The organism is Streptomyces sp. NPDC001868, from assembly GCF_040297125.1.
GTDB lineage: Bacteria > Actinomycetota > Actinomycetes > Streptomycetales > Streptomycetaceae > Streptomyces.
This window is the reverse complement of sequence record NZ_JBEOYO010000093.1, coordinates 1-19,979: the sequence shown is the minus strand read 5'-3', so window position 1 is coordinate 19,979 and position 19,979 is coordinate 1. Positions and strand designations below refer to the sequence as shown.

17 protein-coding genes and 3 pseudogenes are annotated in these 19,979 nt (G+C 68.1%); 11 read left to right on the top strand and 9 right to left on the bottom strand.

Features of this window, described 5'->3' with window-relative positions; translation table 11 throughout:
- Positions 1 to 410, bottom strand: a pseudogene (locus ABT147_RS45565) (superoxide dismutase); the annotation flags it as partial.
- Positions 411 to 814: 404 nt separating this feature from the next.
- On the bottom strand, positions 815 to 1,048 hold the full coding sequence (locus tag ABT147_RS45560) for a hypothetical protein (protein ID WP_351418094.1): 234 nt from the start codon (positions 1,046 to 1,048) through the stop codon (positions 815 to 817).
- A gap of 374 nt (positions 1,049 to 1,422) precedes the next feature.
- Here ABT147_RS45560 and ABT147_RS45555 point away from each other — a divergent pair, with 374 nt between their 5' ends.
- A complete protein-coding gene (locus ABT147_RS45555; RefSeq protein WP_351418091.1) occupies positions 1,423 to 2,607 on the top strand; it encodes a thiolase family protein in 1,185 nt (394 codons plus the stop codon).
- A 1,446-nt stretch (positions 2,608 to 4,053) separates the two neighbouring features.
- Here ABT147_RS45555 and ABT147_RS45550 read toward each other — a convergent pair.
- Positions 4,054 to 4,503: a winged helix-turn-helix transcriptional regulator gene (locus ABT147_RS45550; protein WP_351418089.1), complete on the bottom strand. Its 450-nt coding sequence runs from the start codon at positions 4,501 to 4,503 to the stop codon at positions 4,054 to 4,056.
- Between the two features lie 448 nt (positions 4,504 to 4,951).
- Here ABT147_RS45550 and ABT147_RS45545 point away from each other — a divergent pair.
- A pseudogene (locus tag ABT147_RS45545) lies at positions 4,952 to 5,137 on the top strand (ATP-binding protein); the annotation flags it as partial.
- A gap of 129 nt (positions 5,138 to 5,266) precedes the next feature.
- On the opposite strand, the gene ABT147_RS45540 reads toward ABT147_RS45545, so the two are convergent.
- On the bottom strand, positions 5,267 to 6,313 hold the full coding sequence (locus ABT147_RS45540) for an AraC family transcriptional regulator (protein ID WP_351418086.1): 1,047 nt from the start codon (positions 6,311 to 6,313) through the stop codon (positions 5,267 to 5,269).
- A 100-nt stretch (positions 6,314 to 6,413) separates the two neighbouring features.
- Here ABT147_RS45540 and ABT147_RS45535 point away from each other — a divergent pair, with 100 nt between their 5' ends.
- From ABT147_RS45535 to ABT147_RS45510, 6 genes and pseudogenes are all read left to right on the top strand, one after another.
- The gene (locus ABT147_RS45535; protein ID WP_351418084.1) at positions 6,414 to 7,367 is read left to right on the top strand and encodes a helix-turn-helix transcriptional regulator; all 954 of its coding nucleotides are present in this window, start codon (positions 6,414 to 6,416) and stop codon (positions 7,365 to 7,367) included.
- 172 nt (positions 7,368 to 7,539) lie between these two features.
- A complete protein-coding gene (locus ABT147_RS45530; protein ID WP_351418081.1) occupies positions 7,540 to 8,445 on the top strand; it encodes an alpha/beta hydrolase in 906 nt (301 codons plus the stop codon).
- A gap of 67 nt (positions 8,446 to 8,512) precedes the next feature.
- A complete protein-coding gene (locus tag ABT147_RS45525) occupies positions 8,513 to 8,953 on the top strand; it encodes a tautomerase family protein (protein ID WP_351418079.1) in 441 nt (146 codons plus the stop codon).
- A gap of 358 nt (positions 8,954 to 9,311) precedes the next feature.
- A complete protein-coding gene (locus ABT147_RS45520; protein WP_351418076.1) occupies positions 9,312 to 10,196 on the top strand; it encodes an MBL fold metallo-hydrolase in 885 nt (294 codons plus the stop codon).
- Positions 10,193 to 11,737 carry a class I adenylate-forming enzyme family protein gene (locus ABT147_RS45515; protein WP_351418074.1) on the top strand — a complete coding sequence of 515 codons (1,545 nt, stop codon included), beginning with the start codon at positions 10,193 to 10,195 and terminating at the stop codon, positions 11,735 to 11,737. Before ABT147_RS45520 ends, ABT147_RS45515 begins: the two co-directional genes overlap by 4 nt.
- Positions 11,738 to 12,035: 298 nt before the next feature.
- Positions 12,036 to 12,494: pseudogene (locus ABT147_RS45510) on the top strand (MFS transporter); the annotation flags it as partial.
- Between the two features lie 360 nt (positions 12,495 to 12,854).
- On the opposite strand, the gene ABT147_RS45505 reads toward ABT147_RS45510, so the two are convergent.
- Genes ABT147_RS45505 through ABT147_RS45490 form a run of 4 tightly spaced genes read right to left on the bottom strand, consistent with a single transcriptional unit; the run spans position 12,855 to position 16,214 of the window.
- Positions 12,855 to 13,481, bottom strand: a complete 627-nt coding sequence (locus ABT147_RS45505) for a TetR-type transcription factor C-terminal domain-containing protein (RefSeq protein ID WP_351418072.1) — start codon at positions 13,479 to 13,481, stop codon at positions 12,855 to 12,857.
- Between the two features lie 36 nt (positions 13,482 to 13,517).
- Complete coding sequence (locus ABT147_RS45500) at positions 13,518 to 14,276, bottom strand: SDR family NAD(P)-dependent oxidoreductase (RefSeq protein WP_351418069.1); 759 nt, start codon at positions 14,274 to 14,276, stop codon at positions 13,518 to 13,520.
- A 16-nt stretch (positions 14,277 to 14,292) separates the two neighbouring features.
- Positions 14,293 to 15,030 carry an SDR family oxidoreductase gene (locus ABT147_RS45495; protein WP_351418067.1) on the bottom strand — a complete coding sequence of 246 codons (738 nt, stop codon included), beginning with the start codon at positions 15,028 to 15,030 and terminating at the stop codon, positions 14,293 to 14,295.
- A 38-nt stretch (positions 15,031 to 15,068) separates the two neighbouring features.
- Complete coding sequence (locus ABT147_RS45490; RefSeq protein ID WP_351418065.1) at positions 15,069 to 16,214, bottom strand: acyl-CoA dehydrogenase family protein; 1,146 nt, start codon at positions 16,212 to 16,214, stop codon at positions 15,069 to 15,071.
- Positions 16,215 to 16,729: 515 nt separating this feature from the next.
- Here ABT147_RS45490 and ABT147_RS45485 point away from each other — a divergent pair.
- Both ABT147_RS45485 and ABT147_RS45480 read left to right on the top strand, forming a co-directional pair.
- On the top strand, positions 16,730 to 17,947 hold the full coding sequence (locus ABT147_RS45485; RefSeq protein ID WP_351418063.1) for an acetyl-CoA C-acetyltransferase: 1,218 nt from the start codon (positions 16,730 to 16,732) through the stop codon (positions 17,945 to 17,947).
- A 222-nt stretch (positions 17,948 to 18,169) separates the two neighbouring features.
- Positions 18,170 to 18,313: a hypothetical protein gene (locus ABT147_RS45480; protein WP_351418060.1), complete on the top strand. Its 144-nt coding sequence runs from the start codon at positions 18,170 to 18,172 to the stop codon at positions 18,311 to 18,313.
- A gap of 400 nt (positions 18,314 to 18,713) precedes the next feature.
- Here ABT147_RS45480 and ABT147_RS45475 read toward each other — a convergent pair whose 3' ends face one another.
- Complete coding sequence (locus ABT147_RS45475; RefSeq protein WP_351418058.1) at positions 18,714 to 19,157, bottom strand: hypothetical protein; 444 nt, start codon at positions 19,155 to 19,157, stop codon at positions 18,714 to 18,716.
- Positions 19,158 to 19,545: 388 nt separating this feature from the next.
- On the opposite strand from ABT147_RS45475, the gene ABT147_RS45470 reads away from it, so the two are divergent.
- A partial coding sequence (locus ABT147_RS45470) for an alpha/beta fold hydrolase (RefSeq protein WP_351418056.1) occupies positions 19,546 to 19,979 on the top strand: 434 nt, incomplete at its 3' end.

The window sequence follows — 19,979 nt, the reverse complement described above, 5'->3', positions numbered from 1 at the left end:
TCGTTGACGAAACTGTTCTCTCCGGCGACGACGTGGTTGGCGAGCAGCGCGCCACTGTGGGCGTCGACGACCCGCAGTTCGCCGCTGCTGCCGCCTGCCAGGAACAGCCGGCCCCAGGAGTCGGCCTTCAGGCCGACCGTCATGCGCCCCAGGCCGCGGTGGACGACCTTGCCCTTGCCGCTCGCGAGGTTCACCCGGTACACGCCGCCGGTGGCGATCGACCCGAAGTAGGCGTACGGCGCGGAGCCGATCGCGACTCCCTCCGGCCCCCAGCCGTTGGGCAGCGGGAACTCCCCGGGCCAGGATCCGGCGGTGCCCGGGGCGGCCTGTGCCGTACCACCGATCAGGGCCGTCGCTCCCAGGGCGATGCCCGCGCCGAGAAGCTGCCTGCGTGCGAGAGAACTTGTCATCGATCGTCCTTCCACGGAAAACAAGACGGGCCGTGCCGGTCCGGCTGGGCTCCTGGATTAATTCTTGAGAGTTCAAGTAATTGTGCACAGCGACGAATGTCCTGACTCTCCTCGGTCCGTCGGACGGAAAGCAGCCGGGTCGGTACGAGCGCGGACCGTTGAGGCGGGCCATTCGACAACAGGTCGACCTGGCAAGGCCGAACGTCGTGCCCGGGATACGTCAGGCCCAGTGACTTCCCAGCGGCCCGAGCGGGCCTTGAGCATCAGCTCGTACGCCAGCGGCCACCGCCCGTCACTGTCGCGGGCCTCTGCCTGGGCCATCACCCGTACCCGGGTCCCGTCCCCCGGGACAGACTCGGCGGCTGCCTCCTGATCGGCGGCAAGCACCTGCTGGACCATGGCTGTCACGTACGGGGCGGAGAGACGGGCGACAACTCCGTCCCGGGAGCGAGGTGGCGGGCGATTTCACCGGCCCCCGCCAGATATCCGGCGAGGAACTCCCCAACAGCGGATGACAGATCGCCGTCGGTCGGGATGGCCACCGTGTACGGCGACTGCACCTGTTCGGCTCGCGCAGGGCCGGCCACCACTCCGGGGACACCGAACACCGTGAACGAGGCGCCGCCGGAGTCGGCCATGACCGGCACCGCGAAGTGGCGCACCGAGCCATCGGCGCACTACGCAGCCGGCGTCACCGACCACGCTCCGCCGGTCTGCCGCGCACTGCGCACCACCACGACCGACTCCGGTCCCAGTTGCAGCAGATGCGGCGCCGGGTCCACCTGGGCTGCCGATCTCGGCGTGGAGGCCGTCGGACAGCGCCCAGTCGGCGACCCGCTTGACCGGCCATCCAGGTCGGGTCGATGGCGTGGTCGCTCCAGGTGGTGGGGATGCGGGCCGCTGTCGACCTCGCACGGCGTGGAAGTGGGTTTGATTTTCCTACTCACAGACCTATAGTGTGAGTCCAGATTCCATACCGACCGGTAGGACTGGTGAGGCCAGGGAGGCCGCCATGAGGGATGCAGTGATCGTTGAGGCCGTGCGTACCCCAATCGGCAGGGGTAAGCCGGGCGGTGCGCTGTCGTCCGTGCACCCCGTCGAACTGCTCGCACACACCTTGCGCACGCTGGTCGAACGCAGCGGGATCGACCCAGCACTGGTGGACGACGTGGTCGGCGGCACCGTTGACCAGGTCGGCGAGCAGGCGATGAACACCACCCGCTACGCCGTGCTGTCGGCGGGCTTCCCGGAGACGGTCCCGGCGACCACCGTGGACCGCCAGTGCGGCTCCTCCCAGCAGGCCGTGCACTTCGCCGCGCAGGGCGTCATCGCAGGCGCCTACGACCTCGTCATCGCCTGCGGCGTCGAGTCGATGAGCCGGGTCCCGATGTGGTCGAACGTGCCGCCGGGTGCCGATCCGTTCGGCCCGGGCATTGCCGCCCGCTACCCGGAGGGGCTCCCGCCGCAGGGCGTCAGCGCCGAACTGATCGCCGCGCGCTGGAAGCTGGACCGCGAGACGATGGACGCCTTCTCCGCCGACTCGCACGCCAAGGCCGCTCGGGCCTGGGAGGCCGGCCTCTTCGACGCCGAGACAGCGCCGCTGACCACGCCTGAGGGACGGCTCGTCACCAGGGACGAAAGCGTGCGCCCGACCACCACGCCGGAGATCCTGGCCGGCCTGCGGCCCGCGTTCGAGGACGAGGGGTTCGCCCGCCGCTTCCCGCAGATCGACTGGTCGGTCACGGCCGGCAACAGCAGCCCGACCAACGACGGCGCGGCGGCTGTGCTGATCACCAGCAGCGAGACCGCCGCGCGGCTCGGCCTGCGGCCCCTCGCCCGACTGCACAGCTTCGCCGTCACCGGCTCCGACCCGCTCCTGATGCTAACGGGCGTCATCCCGGCCACGGAGAAGGTGCTGCGGCGGGCGGGGCTCGGCCTGGACGACATCGACCTCTTCGAGGTCAACGAGGCATTTGCCAGCGTCCCGCTCGCCTGGCTCGCCGAAACGGGCGTGGACCCGGCCCGCGTCAACGTCCACGGTGGCGCGATCGCCCTCGGCCACCCGCTCGGCGCGAGCGGAGCTCGCCTGATGACGACGCTCGTTCACGCCATGCGGGAGCGGGGCGCTCGCTACGCCCTGCAAACGATGTGCGAGGCGGGCGGGCTGGCCAACGCGACGGTACTGGAGCGTATCTGAGCTCGGCTCCTTAGCGTCGCGAGGAATTACGCGCCGACCATGGAGCGTGTCATGGTGACTGCCAACCGTCGCGATGACCGTGGGGCCGTGGGAATTCGCTTCCAAGCGCGCAGTGTCGCCTGCCTCGGCGGAGTTCAGGCAGTCCGGGTGTCTTCGTGACTGTTGCCGCGCGGTAGGTGGAATCCAGGAAGCATCGAGCGCGTCGTGCCGGTGCTGCCGGGCAAGGCTTCTGCGTTGTCGCTCGGCGTCTGGTGCGTGGCGATCTGCCGGCTTGTCGTCGGCTGAGGGAGCGTGGCAGGCGCGGCTTCCAAGATCGTGGGAAGTTCTCTACGCCTCGTGATCGGGTGGAAGACCGCGCCTGCCGACGCATCATCCCTGATCCGCGTGCCCTTGACCGCGTGTGCGGTGCCGGCCGGAGCGACCTCGCTGCTGGCGGTCAGTGAGTGGATAACCGAGGTCCCCGCGCGCGTCCTCGACCGACCCGGCATCTGCCCCGATCTGCCCCAGCCACGATGGGCACTGCCCTCGGAGGCCGCGGGTCCGCCGGCTGCTGACCCGTATCGACGGCGACGCGCTGGAACAGAGCTGTGGGCCACGGGCTGACCGACCGCCACCCGTGGGCACACGGGCTTCGTGCTCTGGCCGTGGATGGTAGGAGCCTGCGCGGCGCCGCCAAGGCCAAGGGGCCTAAAGATCCACCTGTTGCGTCGCGCTGGAGCACACCACCGGCGCCGTCCTGGCCCAACTGGACGTAGGCGAGAAGACGAATGAGGTCACGCGTTTCCCGCCGTTCCTGGACGCGGTCGCGGACCATGCCGGGCTGGTGGTTACCGCCGATGCGCTGCCCACCCAGCGCGAGCGCGCCTAGTACCTCCTGGATCGCGAGGCGCACGACGTCGTGACGGCAGAGGGAACCAGAAGAAGCTCCACAGTCGACTGAAGTCCCTTCCCTGGAAGGGCATCGCGCTCCACGGCCGGATCAAGGGAGTCGGCAAGACCACCATCAAGACCGTTTGCGCGGCCACCAGCCTGACCTCTGAGAGGCCGGCTTTGCGCAACTCGCGAAGCTGATCGAGGACCACTGTCAGGCCGAGACCCTGTGCCACGTCCGGGACACGACCTTCGCCGAGGACGCCCGTCAGCGGCGAACCGGCAACTCACCCCGCGCCATGGAAACCTGGCTCAACCGCGCCATCGCCCGGCGTCCGGTTTGTGATCAAGCGAGGCCGAGGAGTGCGAGGGGGCGGCGAGGGGCACGGGCTTCCGGAGTGACGAGTTGCTGAGGGAACGTGATGACGCCCCGGCACTCGGCGGGCGTCGGGAAGGGGCTGAAGCAGGCGCGGATCCAGGTCGGCGTCGCGATGAGGCGCCCGTCACGAGTGCCCCTGACCGAGACGTCCTCATGATGGATGCCTGCACGACCACCGAGGCGCGGGAACCTCGGACTCAGCCCTCCTGCCGCGCGTCGCGCGGTTCCAGCCGCAAGGAGTGGGGGGTGATCTGCCCGGCGCAGTATCGGCATGCGACATCCGCGCTCAGCGGCTTCCCGCACTCGTGCTCGAAGGCCACGGCTGGTGAATCCAGGGCCCACTTGTCACCCCACAGCAAGAGACTCATCATCGCGGGGAAGAGCTCATGGCCCGCCTGAGTGAGGTGGTACTCGTAGCGCGGCGGATGCTCGCAGTACTGCCGCCGTTCGATCACACCTGCTGCCTCCAGCTTGCGCAGCCGGTCGGTGAGGATGTCGCGCGGCGCGCCCGTGTAGCCGACGATCTTCCCGAAGCGGTGTACACCGTAGGCCAGCTCCCGTAGCACGAGGAGCGACCACCGCTCACCGACGATCTCCAGAGCAGCGGCCATCGAGCACGGGCGCACACCCAGTGGTCTGTCCGCCATGACCGACGTCAACGGTGCTGCGACGTCTCCGAATGCCCCTGGCCGCCGACCCCTGTCCCGCTGCTGCTCTGCCTCCATGGCTTCAGGCTACCTGGGAGAGTTGTGTTTCCGGATCCACTCGAGCCTCCCGTCAGCCTGGCGGCCGATAGCGATCGGCACCTGGAACTCCATGGGCGCGGCCGCCGCCCTGTCCCCACCCTGGGTGCGCTGCTGACCCAGTACGCCTCCTGGCGCCGGGTCTTTCCTGGTGAACCTGCCGATCTGCGCGGTGATCGCCGTCCTCGGCCTGCGCCTACTGCGCGAATCGCGCGACCCGCACGCCCAGGGCCTGCCCGATCTGCTCGGCGTGCAGCTGATGGCCGCGATGCCCGCGGGCCTGAGCCTGGGCATCGTTGAGGGACCGAAGTGGGGATGGTCCGATCCGCGCGTGATCGGCGCCTTCACACTACTCCGCTACGGCAAAGCCCCCATACAGCTGCGGATGATCCTCCGATCCACCCTGACGTGCTAGGTCTCCGACGCCAGCAGAACCGCCCCGCACCTGCGCCATGCCCGGGTCTTCGACGAAGGCGGCCGCGGCCTGCTCCTGGTCGCCCGGCTCGCCGAGCGCTGGGGCGCACGGCACAGTGGCTAGGGCAAGGTCATCTGGGCCGAACAGGCCCTCCCGGGCAGAGCCGGCTCCGAACTCAGACCTGTGACGGTGGACTTGAGACCGTGGAGAGACGAGATCACCCGGGGCCGGCTCGGGGCTCGCGGAGCACGCTCAGTCGATGAGGGCGGACTGACCTTTCGGCTCCTGTCCGTCGCGTCGCAGTCTGGAAGGTGACGTGTCGAACCACCGACGGACCGCACGAGTGAGGCTGGACTGTTCCTGCATCCCCAGGCTGGCTGCGATCTGCGAGAAGGACAGGTCGGTCATCGTGATCAAGTCCAGGGCCTGATTCCTGCGTACCCGATCGACGACGCCGGAGAAGGTCGTGCCCTCCTTGGACAGGGACCGCTGCAGTGAACGCGGGTGGAGACTCAGCAGGCGCGCGACTTTCGACAGGTCCGGACCGCTGGATCCGAGCTGTTCGCTGAGAATCGCCGCGACCAGGTCCGACATCGGCACGTGCTGGTGGCCGAAGTGCGTTTCGAGATGGTCCATCGCGATGTGGTGAAGCAGATCATCGCCGCCGCTGACCGGTGTCGAGAACAGTTGGCTCGGGACGCGCAGGACCGCGCTCGGACAGTCGAATCTGACCTCGGCCCCGAAGTACTTCCGGTAGGAGCTTTCCTGTACCAGGCGAGCGTGTGGAAGCAGGACCGAACGAAGTCCGTACGGTGCGTCGCCGTGGAGCAGCGTCAGGACTCGGTGGACGATCCCGATGCCGTAGTCGATCGCCTGTGGTGAGGCGTTGATGCCCGTGGTCGTGTAGCGAAGGCCGACCACACCGGGACTTCCCAGCGGATCGTCGGTTTCCTCGAGTGAGAGGGCCGGGCTGTAGACGAACAGGTACCGGCTCGCGCACTCGACGGCCTCGCCGATCGTGCGTGAGTTCTCCATGGCGATCGCCAGCGGCCCCAGCACATGCAGATCCTGCTGCGCCGCCATCCTCAACCCGAGGTCCGGAAGCGTGAATCGGCGGGCCGTTTCCTCGAGAACGCGCTCCACCAGTCGGAGACTGGCGAACGAGTTGCCCTCGGCGATCCTCGCCTCGTCGAAGCCGTATGCCGCGAGGAGTTCGGGGCCCGAGCCGCCGATCTCGGTGACGAGCGCGGAGAGCCCCTTCAGGGCCGAGCACCGGACAGGAAGATCGGTGTCACGCAAGGACAAATCCTTGTCGCCTCAGGGCAAGTACCGGAATGTTTCGACGAAGCAAACTACGAGTTACGACCGAGAGGACAGCTTCTATCGAGTTGGAGCCGAAGTGACTGTCGCCCCGTCCATGCTAAGCCCCGCCGACCTGCTGACACCCGAAGAGTCGGACGTCCGCTGGAGGCTCGCCGTCCGCGACCGCCTCGTCTCCATGGATCTGCAGCTCACCGGGCCGGTCGAGCGCTTCGGATCTGCTGAGGAGCTGGACCTCGGAGACCTGCTCATCACCGACTGGGTGTGCCCGCGGGTCGAAGGGACCCGAGGCAGAAACGCGGTGCGTCAGGACGATGACGCGCTGCTGCTCCTCGCCGCCAGGGCCGGCCAACAGATCATCGAGACTTCTGACGAGACCGTCGTCCTGCGACCGGGAACGGTTCTCATCATGAGCACCCGCACCACCGGGCGGTTCCTCATACCGGATCACCTGGCCAAACGAACGGTCCGGGTGCCCATGAGCGCCCTTTCCCCGTTCGACGCGGGGGGCGGTGCACCCGGTTGCCTGCTCCAGGACACGGCTCAGAACCCTTTGGCCAACCTCCTCCACGGCTTCCTCATGAGCATGGACCGCCGCATCGGGCGGATGTCCGCGGCCGAGGTCGAGGGAGCGCGCAACGCCCTCCTCGTCCTCATCGCCGGCATGATCCGTGCGGGTCGACCCCACATCGGCGACGACGAGTTCCTGCAGTTGTTCCGACGGCGGCTGGAAGACTGGATCATCGGCCATCTCGCCGGTGGACCGATCAGAGTCGCCGACCTCGCCGCCGCCCACAGCGTTTCTCCGAGGACGGTCCACCGGGCCTTCGCGTCGACCGGGGACACCGTCGGGGCGGTCATCCGCATGCACCGCCTGGCAGCGGCCAGAGGCGACCTGGTGAACACGAACCTCTGCATTGCCGCGATCGCGCACCGGTGGGGCTTCTGCGATGCCAGCCACTTCGGACGGGAGTTCCGTCGGGAGTTCTCGCTGTCGCCCGGCGACTACCGGGAAGCCCACGGATGCGCCTGACCGTCTCCTCGTAGCCGTGGCACAGCCGTACCACCCCGCGGCGCGATCCTTCTATGAGCCCTCCCAGGCATTCGTGGATTCTGGGCCCGACATCACCACTCACGAGTGTCGGATCACTCCGAGTGAACCTCCACACGACCGACGGACCATCGCGAGCGAATCGGAAGATCACATGAATCGAGAAGACATCGAGTTCAAGGGCGAGGGCGGCGTCACCCTCCGGGGCTGGTTCTATCCGGCCAGGAACACCAGCACGCCGGCACCGGTCGTGGTCCTGGCGCACGGGCTGTCATGCGTCAAGGAGATGCACCTCGACGACTATGCCGTGGTCTTCTCCGAAGCCGGCCTCAACGTGCTCGCCTACGATCACCGGAACTTCGGCGACAGTGAGGGAACTCCCCGCCAGGAGGTCGACCCGGTCCTGCAGTACCGGGATTTCCGGAACGCGATCACCTACGCCACCACCCGCCCCGAGGTGGACGCGTCGAAGATCGGCATCTGGGGCTCCAGCTTCTCCGGTGGACACGTCCTCATGGTCGCGGCGATCGACAAGAGGGTGAAGGCCGTCGTCTCCCAGGTGCCGTTCATCACCGGTCCGCGCACCCTGAGCCGGGCGATCCGGCCGGACTTCATCCCGGTCTTCCGTGCGATCCAGGAGGGCGACCGACTCAACCGGTTCACCGGCGGAGAGCCCGCTGTGCTCCCGGTCGTCGCGGCCGACCCCACGGCGCAGGCCGTGATGCCCGCGGCCGACGCCTACGAGTGGTTCAGCAAGACGTCGGCGGACCGGGCGCCCAACTGGAAGAACGAGCTGACGGCTCGAAGCATGGAAATGGTGACCGAGTACGCCCCGGGTACCTTCATCAGCCGCATCGCGCCGACCCCGCTCCTGATGATCGTGGCCGACAACGACAGGGTGGCACCGTTCGAGTTGGCCCTCGACGCGTACGCGGAGGCCCGGGAGCCGAAGCAGATCATCGTCAAGCAGGGCGGCCACTTCGACTTCTACAGCGGCCCCGGCTTCGACGAGCTCTCCGCAGCCGCACGGGACCACTTCGTCAAGCACCTCCGGGGCTGAGCCCACCTCCTGAGCCGCATCGACGAGCCGCGCCTTCCGTCACCGATCCATCCATCAAGGAGCCGCAATGCCGTACTGGGAGATCTTCACCCCCGAGAACGCCTTCACCCCGCAGGACAAGGAACAGCTGTCCCAGAGAATCACCTCGCTCTACACGGACTACGCCTATGACCTGCCTAAGTTCTATGTCGTCGTCCTGTTCAAGGACATGCCGGCGGACACCATGTACGTCGGTGGTAAGGCGAACAACAACTTCATACGGATCCGCGTGGACCACATCGCCCGGCAGATGGACGACCCCGAGATGCGGTTCCTGTGCATGGAGGTCATCGAGGAGAAGCTGGCGCCGTTGGTCAAGGAGCGCGGCTACGACTGGGAGGTCCACATCGACGAGACCCCCATGGACCTCTGGCGCGTCCAGGGCCTCGTTCCGCCTGCGCCGGAGTCCGACACCGAGAAGCTCTGGGCCAGGGAGAACCGGCCCGTCCCCTACGAGCTGACCGGCTGACCCCTGGCCGAGGTCCCGAGGCATCGTGAGGTGCTGTCGACCGTGCGTGCCCCGGGACCTCATCCATCTCCGGAGGATCTGCCGGAGGAGCCCGTGATGACCACCACTTCGGTTCACTGACCTTGCCCGGTAACCGAGAGCGCGGGGCGGGAACTGCTCGACCTGCACCGCACGTACGGTGACGCGATCCGATTCGTGGTGGTGAACGTTCGTGAGGCACACCCTGGCGCCGACAGCCCGCAGCCGGCGCTCGGCGCACTCGTTCTATGAGTCACCGAGCGTGCGTTCATAACTTGACTTCGCCCGCCGACGTGCGCAATGCCGCGTCGGCCGACAACACCGCAACCGGAGGTACCTCGTGACCACTGACACCCACTCCTCGCCGGCCGCACCCATCCGCGCCACGGTCTTCGTCGGTCGCTGGCCGAATGTCCCGGCCGAGGAGTTTCCCGGCGTACCGAACGGCACCTTCTCGCCCACCACGGCCACGCTCGTGAGCGGCGCCACCGAGGTGGTCCTGATCGACGCGCTCTACCTCAAGGACGACGTCCGCGACCTCGGTGACCTGATCGAGCGCACCGGCAAGAAGCTCACGACGATCTACATCACCCATGATCACGCCGATCACTACCTGGGCTTCGGACCGCTCCTGGAGCGGTTCCCGGAGGCGAAGGCCGTGGCGCTGCCCCACGTGGTCGAGTCCATGAAGCAGACCATGCAGCTTCAGATCGAGCAGTGGGGCATGCTGTTCGGCGACTCCTGCATCATGGCGGGGCCGCTTCCGGAGCCACTCGAAGGCGACACGCTGTACGTCGACGGATCTCCCCTGCACATCATCGAGGTGAAGCAGGCCGACATCCATCCCACGAGCATCGTGCACGTCCCCGAGATCGACGTCGTCGTGGCCGGCGACTCCATCTACAACGAGATCCATCCCATGCTCGGCCTGTCGACGCCCGACGAGTGGCAGGACTGGCTCGAGACCGTCGACACCGTGGAGAGCCTCCGCCCGCGCATGATCGTGTCCGGACACCGCAGGCCCGACGGCGACGACCACGCGGTCGAGAGCATGATCGCCCAGACCCGCGCCTACATCCAGGACTTCGCGGCCGCCTCCGAGGTCGCGAAGGACGCCGAAGAGCTGGTGGCCACCATGGTGGAGAAGTACCCGCACCACGGCAACGTCTGGACGCTCCAGTTCTCCGCCGGCGAGGCGATCGCGAAGCGCGACGCCGCTGAGTGACCGAGCCTGTCACCCGAAGTCCTCACTGCTGCCTTCGCGTTGAAACGCGCCACACCACGACAGGTGACCTCACCATGAATTTCGCGTCTCTGCCCGACCGTCGCGCCGCATCCACTCCGGACGGGCCCGCGGTTGCCGACGGGCGTCAGTCGCTCACCAATGCCCAGTTCCTGACCCGTGTCCGGGCTGCTGCTCGTCACCTTCAGGACCTCGGGATCGGTGCTGGTGATGTCGTGGCGCTCAAGCTGAGGAACCGCGTCGAGTTCGTGCTTCTGCTGTTCGCGGCCTGGCGGCTCGGGGCGACCGTCACCCCGGTCAATCCGAGCCTGACCGAGGGCGAGGTCGCACGGCAGCTCCACGACTCGGGCGCACGCGTGCTGGTCGTCGAGGACGGCACGACCGCTGCGGGCGTCGCCACGCTGGCCGTCGACGACCTGTACGGAGAGGCGGTGGGGTCCGGTCCGACGCCGCAGCCGGACTCGACCGCGCCGGCACTCCTGATCTACACGAGCGGAACGACGGGCGCACCGAAGGGCGTGATGCTCGACCACTCCAACATCGACGCGATGGCGGCGATGGGGTGCCAGGCGGTCGAGACCGGGCCGACCGACCGCTGCTTGCTGATCCTGCCGCTCTTCCACGTCAACGCCATCGTGGTCAGCGTGCTCATGCCGCTGGTCGCAGGCGGCAGTGTTTTCATCACCGACCGGTTCGACCCCAAGACCTTCTTCGATCTCGTCGAGCGGGAGCGACCCACCTACTTCAGTGCCGTGCCCACGATCTACAACATGCTCGAGGCGCTGCCGGCCGACGTTCGACCCGACACGTCCTCGCTGCGTTACGGCACGTGCGGCGCGGCGCCCGCCTCCGCCGAGTTGCCGATCCGCTTCGAGGCTCGGTACGGCTTCCCCATCATCGAGGGTTACGGGCTGTCCGAAGGAACCTGCTTCTCCACCGTCAACCCCGTCGCGGGTCCCCGCCGGGCGGGCACCGTGGGGGTCGCCGTCCCGGGGCAGGAGCTCCGGATCGTCGACGAGCAGGGCAACGAGCTGGCGACCGGCATGGATGGTGAGGTCATCGTGCGTGGCCCCAACGTCATGCGTGGCTATCTCGGTCGGCCGGAAGACACGGCGAAGACGATCGTGGACGGCTGGCTGTACACGGGCGACGTGGGCCACCTGGACGCGGACGGCTACCTGACCCTGGTCGGGCGATCGAAAGACATGATCATCCGCGGTGGCGAGAACATTTACCCCAAGGAGATCGAGGACGTCCTCACGGCTGACCCGTCTGTCCTCGAGGCCGCCGTCATCGGTGTGCCTGACGACAAGTGGGGAGAGGTGGTGGTCGCCTACGTCCAGCCGCGACCTGGTACGACTGTCCACCCCGCGGCTCTGGAAGCGCTGACCGCGCAACACCTCAGCGGCTACAAGCGGCCGACGTCGTTCTTCGTGGTCGACGCCCTCCCCAGGAACGCCGTCGGCAAGATCGACAAGCCCTCGTTGCGGGCCGCTCACGCTGCAGCCCTGTCATCCCATTGACCACCAGCAGATGCTCGGTCATCGAGGGCTCGCCCTCTTCGAAGGTCGGGTGGCCCGCAGGGCGAGATTCCCTCCCACCACCCGATCGTCTTCGAAGGTGCTGGCTGGAGGGACCGGCGTGACGATTCAGGGGCATGCTCGTGCGGATGGACGACCGAGAGGCAAGGGGCGAGCATCTGACGAACGGTTCCATGTCCCGCGTCGCGTCCGACCTCCGCAACTCGCCACCGCCTGCGCGACCGACGACCCTGCCTGCGTCTTGGCAGTGCACATTGGCCATCGCGACGCCCACGACGGGATGGCGCGGAGGCGGTCAGGAGCCGGCTCACCCGGACTGAGCGCATGCGAGCCGGTGAGACCCCCGGCAGAACGTCTGCCACCGCCGACGCCTGATCGGACGAGCTGTCTCCTGATCCGGATCGGTGGTGGGCACCTGGGCGTGATCGCCCTCGCGCAGCCGATGGTGTCCTTGGACACCATGATCGTGAACATCGTTCTGCCCTCGGCCCAGCGGGGACTGGGGGCGTTCGATGACAGCCGCCAGTGAGTGATTACCGCATACACGCTCGCGTTCGGGAGTCTGCCTGCGGGCGGTCGGATCGCCGACATGGTCGGACGCGAGCGGACCTTCCTTGTGGGCCTGGTCGGCTTCGCTGGCAGCGTCCGCCCTGGCGGCGCCGCGACGGGCCCCGGCCTGCTCTTCGTGGCGCGTGCCTGCAGGGGGTGCCGAGTTGCCTATTACGGGGCCGCTTCGATGCCCTGGATGTTTCATCGAGAGCCTGGCCTTGAGGATGCCTGGTCTCCCGACAGCGGCGATCCAACGGCAGGCGTCCGGCGTCGCGGCCCGGCGGGATCGGCCGAGCCCCCGGTAGGCACAGCGCACGAGATCGTCACCTTTGTCGATCCGGGGCCGATAGTGATGGCGCACCGGAGCGCCAAGCGCCGCAGGGAGGCGTGGGTTCGAACTGCCGGAGCGAGGCAGGCGCATCCAGGGAGGTCTGGCAGGCCGACCATCCCCAACTCGGCATCTGGGTGCTCGACTTCTCCGGGAAACCGGGGCGCCCGTGGCTGACCCAGGCACGACGTGGCCGTGATGGGAGAGAGCCGACTTCGTTCGTCAGCCTGCGGTCGCGGACCGGTGGTCGGTGCCCAGCATGGCCAGCACCAGCGTCGCGTAGCGGCGGCCGAGGCTGACGGGATTGTGGTGGCCGCCGGGGGCGTACCACCGGCTGACGTCGACGCCGAGGGAGAGTACCGCCAGCGCGACACCGCCCGGGTCCTCGGTGCGGAACGCCCCGGACGCGATGCCGGCCGCGATCTCGTCGAGCACCACTTCCTCGGTGCGGCGGCGGAGCCGGAGGATCTCGTCACGGTGGTCCGGCGCGAGTGCGCCGAGCTCGTACTGGACGACGCGGGCCAGCTGGTGGTGGCGGGCGTGCCAGGCGGTGTAGTCGTGAACCAGCGCCCGTAGCCGGCCGACCGCCGTCACCTCCTCCCCCAGGGCGCGTTCCACTGCCGCCAGTGCGCTGCGGTGGCCGGCGAGGCTGATCGCGTAGAGGAGGTCTTCTTTCGTGCGGTGGTGTGCGTAGACGGCCGACGGGCTCATCCCGGCGGCGGCGGCGATGTCGCGGGTGGAGGCGCCGTGGTAGCCACGGGCGGCGAAGGCCGTGAGCGCCGCCTCGAGGATGCGCCGGGAGCCGGGGCCGGCCTCGCCCCACAGGTCGTCGGTTGCGATGGTTGTCACGCGCCCATTCTTGCGGATCACGTTCTGTCGGTCCGCTCAGCTGATGGTGAGGCCGCCGTCGACGGTGAGGGTGGTGCCGGTGACGTAGCTGGAGGCGTCGGAGGCGAGGAAGACCACCGCGGCGGCGAGTTCCTCGGGTTCGCCGGTGCGGGGAAGCGGGATGCGGCGGACGATGTCGTCGATGTTGCCGGCGTCCTGACGGGCGGTCATTTCGGAGGCGAAGTAGCCGGGGGCGAGGGCGTTGACACGGATGTTCTTGCGGTGGCTCCACTGGGCGGCCAGGTCGCGGGTGAGACCGATCAGGCCCGCCTTGGAGGAGGAGTAACCGGCCTGCGGCAGGCCGGTGTTGACCAGGCCGAGGACGCTGGCGATGTTGACGATGGAGCCGCCGCCGGTCATCACCTGGGCTGCCGCCCGGGCCATCCAGTAGGCACCCATGAGGTTGATGTCGATGATGTGCCGGAAGTGCTCCGGTGTCTCCCGGCTGGCCGGGACCGCAGCGGCCACGCCGGCGTTGTTGACCAGGACGCCGACGTGGCCGAAGTCCGCGGCGGCCGCCGCGACCGCGTGACAGTCGTCGGGCGAGGCCACGTCGGCCTTGACCCACAGGGCGCGGCGGCCCGCGGCCTCGACGAGGCGGGCGGTTTCGGCGAGCCGGTCGGTGCGTCGGGCGGCCAGGACGACGTCGGCCCCGGCTTCGGCGAGGGCCTGGGCGAAGGCGACGCCGAGGCCGGAGGAAGCGCCGGTGACGATGGCGACGCGGTCGTCGAGACGGAAACGGTCGAGAATGTTCACAGGGGCTCCAGAGAGGTCAGATGGACAGGCCGCCGTCGACGGGCAGCACGGCACCGGTGATGTAGCCGGCCTCCTCAGAGGCGAGGAAGGCGACAGCCGCGCACATCTCGCTCGGGTCGCCGAAGCGGCCCATCGGGATGCCGGCAGTCAGCTCGGCGCGCTTCTCGGCGGGGACGGAAGAGACCATGCGGGTCTCCGCGTTGGGGGAGATGGCGTTCACCGTGACGCCGAAGTGGGCGAGCTCTTTGGCGGCGGTGCGGGTGAAGCCGATGATCCCGGCTTTGGCGGTGGCGTAGTTGGCCTGGCCGATGTTGCCGTGCAGGCCGGAGTAGGAGGTGACGTTGACGACCCGGCCATAGCCCTGGGCGCGGAAGTGGGGGACGCACGCCCGGGTGAACCGGAAGGTGCCGCCCGCGTGGACGGCCAGGACGGCGTCCCAGTCGTCGTCGGTGAGCTTCCACAAGACGCCGTCGCGCAGGATCCCGGCGTTGTTGACCAGGACGTCGACGCGGCCGGTCTCGGCCAGCGCGGTGGCGACGACACGCTCCGCGTCAGTGCTGGAGGTGACGTCCGCGGCCACCCACAGAGCGTCCAATTCCTTCGCCACCGCGCGGAGTTCGTCCTCGTCTCGGTCGACCAGGAACACGTCCGCGCCTGAAGTGCGCAGGTGCCGGCCGAGTTCGAGGCCGATGCCGCGGGCTGCGCCGGTGATGATCACGGTGCGGCCGGTGAAGTCGAAGCTGAGGTTGCCCATCGGGCGCTCCAATCCGGAGGATGAGGTGTCCATGGGCCTCACAGGCCGAGGTCGCGGCCGATGAGTTCCTTCATGATTTCGTTCGAGCCGGCCCAGATCTTCGTGACACGGGCGTCCTGCCAGGCTCGGGCGACCCGGTATTCGTTCATGTAGCCGTACCCGCCGTGCAGTTGGACGCAGGCGTCGAGGACCTCGTTCTGCACCTGGGCGGTCCACCACTTGGCCTTGGCCGCGTCCACCGCCGAGAGCCGGCCCGTGACGTGGGCCGCGACGCACTGGTCGACGAAGGCCTGGGTCACCTCGATCTGGGTGACCATCTCGGCCAGCCGGAACTTGTTGTACTGGAAGGAGCCTACGGACTGGCCGAAGGCCTTCCGCTCCTTCACATACTCCAGCGTCTCGTCCAGGATCTGCGCGGCGTGGGCCAGGTTGAGCACGGCGGCACCGATCCGCTCCTGCGGGAGCCGCTCCATCATGTGGATGAAGCCGCGGTCGACTTCGCCGATGACGTTGGCGCCCGGGACGCGCACGTCGTGGAAGAACAGCTCGGCGGTGTCGGCCTCGTGCTGACCGACCTTGTCCAGCTTGCGCCCACGCTCGAAACCGGGCATGTCCGTCTCCACGGCGAACAGCGTGATGCCCTTGGCACCCTTCTCCGGGCTGGTGCGAGCGGCGACGACCACGAGGTCGGCGCCGAAGCCGTTGGTGATGAAGGTCTTGGAGCCGTTGAGGGTCCAGTTCTCGCCGTCGCGCAAGGCCGTGGTCCGCAGGGCCGCAAGATCGGAACCTGCCGAGGGCTCGGTCATACCGATCGCGGTGACCAGCTCGCCCGCGCAGAACCGCGGCAGCCAGCGCTCACGCTGCTCCTCGGTGGTCAGCTCGACCAGGTAGGGGGCGACGACCTCGCAGTGGATGGTGAACGAGGAGGCGAACGCCACCGACAGCCTGGCGAATTCCTCGTGCAGAACCGCGGTGAAGCGATAGTCGCCCGCCTCGCTGCCGCCGTACTGCTCCGGTATCAGCAGCCCGAGCAGTCCTTGCTGCCCAGCGGCCTTCCACGCGGCGCGGTCGATCGCCCGCTGCTGGATGAACTCCTCCTGGCGCGGCCGCAGCTCGCGCTCCACGAATGCCCGGACGGAGGTCCGGAAGGCCTCGTGGTCGGCATCGAAGACAGTACGGCGCACAGGAGCTCCTCGTCGCTCGCCGGAAATAGGAAGTAAGAAGCAGGAAGCAGGAAGTAAGCGAATGCATAGTAACTATGCGAGTGCTTAGTCTTCTTAGGCGGGTCGATTCCGTCAACCCCGTCTGCGAGGTAGGCGGACATGACGTACGCCACGGGGCTCCTCCACCGAGCGCGGTGGAATCCGCCGGCGGTTCCCCCATCAACTCCCCACACATCAACCGTGTTGACGGGTCTGGTCGAGCGGGGTGATGGGCGGCCGTGCCCGATGCGATTGCCTCGGTCGCCGAAGGCATGCGGGAGGACGGCGGGCCGGGGCAAGGCGCTCACCGAGGTACCCGAACCAAGCCGAAAGGGGCAGGGGTTGTCTGGCGCGGACATACCACGCTGAGGCGCGATCGTCCTATGGAGCACCTGTTTCGAGTGGCTACCTTGCTGACGTAATCCCTGTTCTGCCGGAGCTTGAGAGCCGCTCGCCCGGACAGAACCCACCGCCAGATCTTCGAGAAGAGCACTCAGATGCCCGAAGCCGTGATTGTGTCCTACGCCCGCTCGCCGATCGGTCGGGCGTTCAAGGGGTCGCTGAAGGAGATGCGCAGCGACGATCTCGCCACCCAGGTGATCGCTGCGGCGCTCGCCAAGGTCCCGGAACTCGACCCCGACGAGATCGGAGACCTGATCCTCGGCTGCGGTCTGCCCGGTGGCGAACAAGGCTTCAACCTGGCGCGCAACGTCGCGGTCCAACTGGGCTACGACAACCTGCCGGGCACCACGGTGACCCGCTACTGCTCATCGTCGCTGCAGACGACGCGGATGGCCTTCCACGCGATCAAGGCAGGCGAAGGTTCGGCCTACATCTCGGCGGGCACAGAGGCCGTGTCCCGGTATGTCATCGGCAACTCGGACTCCTGGCCGGACACGCAGAATCCCGCGTTCGGCGCCGCTCAGACACGCTCGGCCGCCAGGCAGGCGAGCCACGAGGCTTGGACTGACCCTCGCGAGACGGGACTGGTTCCCGACGTGTACATCAGCATGGGTGAAACCGCGGAGAACGTTGCCTCCCTCACGGGCATCAGTCGCGAAGAGCAGGACCGGTGGGCGGTTCGTTCGCAGCATCGAGCCGAGGAGGCCATCGCGCGCGGCCACTTCCGCAAGGAGATCACCCCGATCACCCTGCCCGACGGCTCGATCGTGACCGAGGACGACTGCCCGCGGCCCGGGACGACGCTCGATGCGGTCTCCGCGCTCAAGCCGGTCTTCCGTGAGAAGGGCTCCGTCACCGCCGGCAACTCGTGCCCGCTCAACGACGGAGCGGCGGCTCTCGTCATCATGTCCGATGTCCGAGCGCGTGAACTCGGCCTGCAGCCGCTGGCCCGCATCATCTCCACCGGCGTGACTGCTCTCTCGCCGGAGATCATGGGCCTCGGACCCATCGAGGCCACCCGTCAGGCACTCGGCCACGCAGGCCTGACCATGAGCGACGTTGATCTCGTCGAGATCAACGAAGCATTCGCCGTGCAGGTGCTCGGTTCTGCACGGGCGCTGCAGATCGACGAGGACAAACTCAACGTTTCGGGCGGGGCCATCGCGTTGGGCCACCCCTATGGGATGACCGGAGCGCGGATCGCCGGATCGCTCATCAACAACCTTCAGGCCCATGACAAGCAGATCGGCCTGGAGACGATGTGTGTCGGCGGCGGGCAGGGCATGGCCATGCTGATCGAGCGGCTCGCCTAGGGCGTAGCCCGTCGGGCCCGGCACGCGCAGAGATGCCTACAGTCACGCGACGCGGCCGGATCGACCGCGGCCGCCGTAGGCCGAACTTTCGCCGAAGCGGGCCAGCGCAGCCTCTACGCAATCCCTGGACCGAGCGAGGAACCGAGAAGCCGCCTTCTCCCGGGCTCACCACCCCAGCCGGGTCAGCTCACCGTCTCGGACAATCGGAGCGGGAATACCAACATGACCGACCTGACCCTCGACGTCTACACCTGCGCCCTGCAGGAGCTGCTCAACGGCGGGGCGTTCTCCCCGACCACTCGACGATCACCGCCGGACCGGCCGAAGTCGTGCTGGGGGACACCCAGCACATGGAACGCGACGTAGCAGAGCTCATCCGGCGGACCGAGGTTTCGGACGAACACTGACAACGATCTACATCACCCATGCCCACGCTGACCACTACTTCGGCCTGGAGCGGCTGCTCGAGCGTGCCCGCAGGCCCCCCGCACGTCTGCATCGCGCCCGCCCCGACCTCTCTGCCACCGACATCGCCCCCTGCAGCGCGCCGCTTCTCATCAGGCCGTCAGTGAAGGCGGGGGCCGGGGGCGAGCGCCGGCTGCTAGGGGGCCGGCGTCCGGTGACGTGCCCGCCCAGGTCGTCGGGCAGGGTGATGGGGCCTTGCCCCCATGTGAGCGGTGACGCGTTTACCGACCGGCTCCCGCTGAACCTCGCAACGAGGCAACGGCAGACTTTGCGAGACGGAACAGCCGCCGAGCTTGTGCGCTCACTGCCCGAACGCTCGGTCGTAGAGGCTCCGCAGCTTCGGGGTGGCGGCGTCGCCGTAGCACATCGGGACCTTGCCGTCCTTGGCGTAGACGAGGTAGGTCTGGCCGGCGATGAACTCCTGGCCGAAGTGCTCCAGTTGACCTTCGTTGCTGGTGTCGAGCCGGACGGTGGAGGCGTTCTCGCCGCGGTACCAGTGGTCCCCTCGGAGGGTGATTCGGCCGCCGTTGATGGAGGTCGCGGTGCCCTCGAAGGCGGTCGTGTACTGGCGCAGGGTGGTGGCGTCGAGCTCGGCGCACGCTGTGGCCGGGCCGCCGCCTGTGTCCTGCTGAACGGTCAGGACCAGCGGGGCGGCCACGGCCGGAGGAGTGTCGCGGGTCGCCGTGACTCCCCAGGTGATGCCAGCTCCCACCGTGAGCACAGCGGCGGCTGCTGCGGCCGGCATCAGGGGGCGCCGGGGCAGGTGCGCGGTCTCTCAGGGCCTCCTCCGGTCGGCCCGGACCGCTTGGCCGCATCACCGTTGGCTTCGGTGGTTGGCCATGGTGGGGTAGCCCTATACCTGCGCTGGAGCGTTCAGGCGTGCCGTAGTAGCCCTGGAGAGCGAACTCGGCGACCGCTGCGCGGATGGCACTCTCGCGTCTGTCCTGTGCGCTGACCCTGTTTGCTGCGGATGGCAGCCTCAGCCTTGCCCTTGGAAACCGATCGGTTTACAGTAATGGAAACCGATCGGTTTCTCACCGAATCCAAGGCCTGGTCCGTGGTCACGCTCCCTTCGGGCGGGCCCTGTCCAAATCACCCGTCCGCAGCAGTTCACACAAAGGGAAGCCAGCGAGATGCCCAGCTCAGAGTCACGTCCCACGATTCACATCCCGGGGACCACCAGCCACACCATCGCCCCGCGCGCAGGACGCCACGGCAGCGAGGGGGCCCTGCGCTACCTCAGAGCGGGCACCGGCGCTCCGCTGGTCCTGCTGCACACCGTGCGCACGCAGGCCGAGCACTTCCGTGACCTCATCCCGCTGATCGCGGACCAGTACACCGTGTATGCCCTGGACCTGCCGGGGATGGGCTATTCGGAGATCGTGCCCGGGGCGTCGTACGACGAGCCGGCCATGCGCGCGGGTGTCGAGCGGCTCCTGACCGAACTCGATCTGCACGACGTGACGTTGGTCGGGGAGTCCATGGGGGCGGTGCTCGCCCTGACCGCCGCGGCCGACCTGCCCGATCGGGTCCGGCGCGTCGTCGCGGTGAACGCGTACGACTTCCC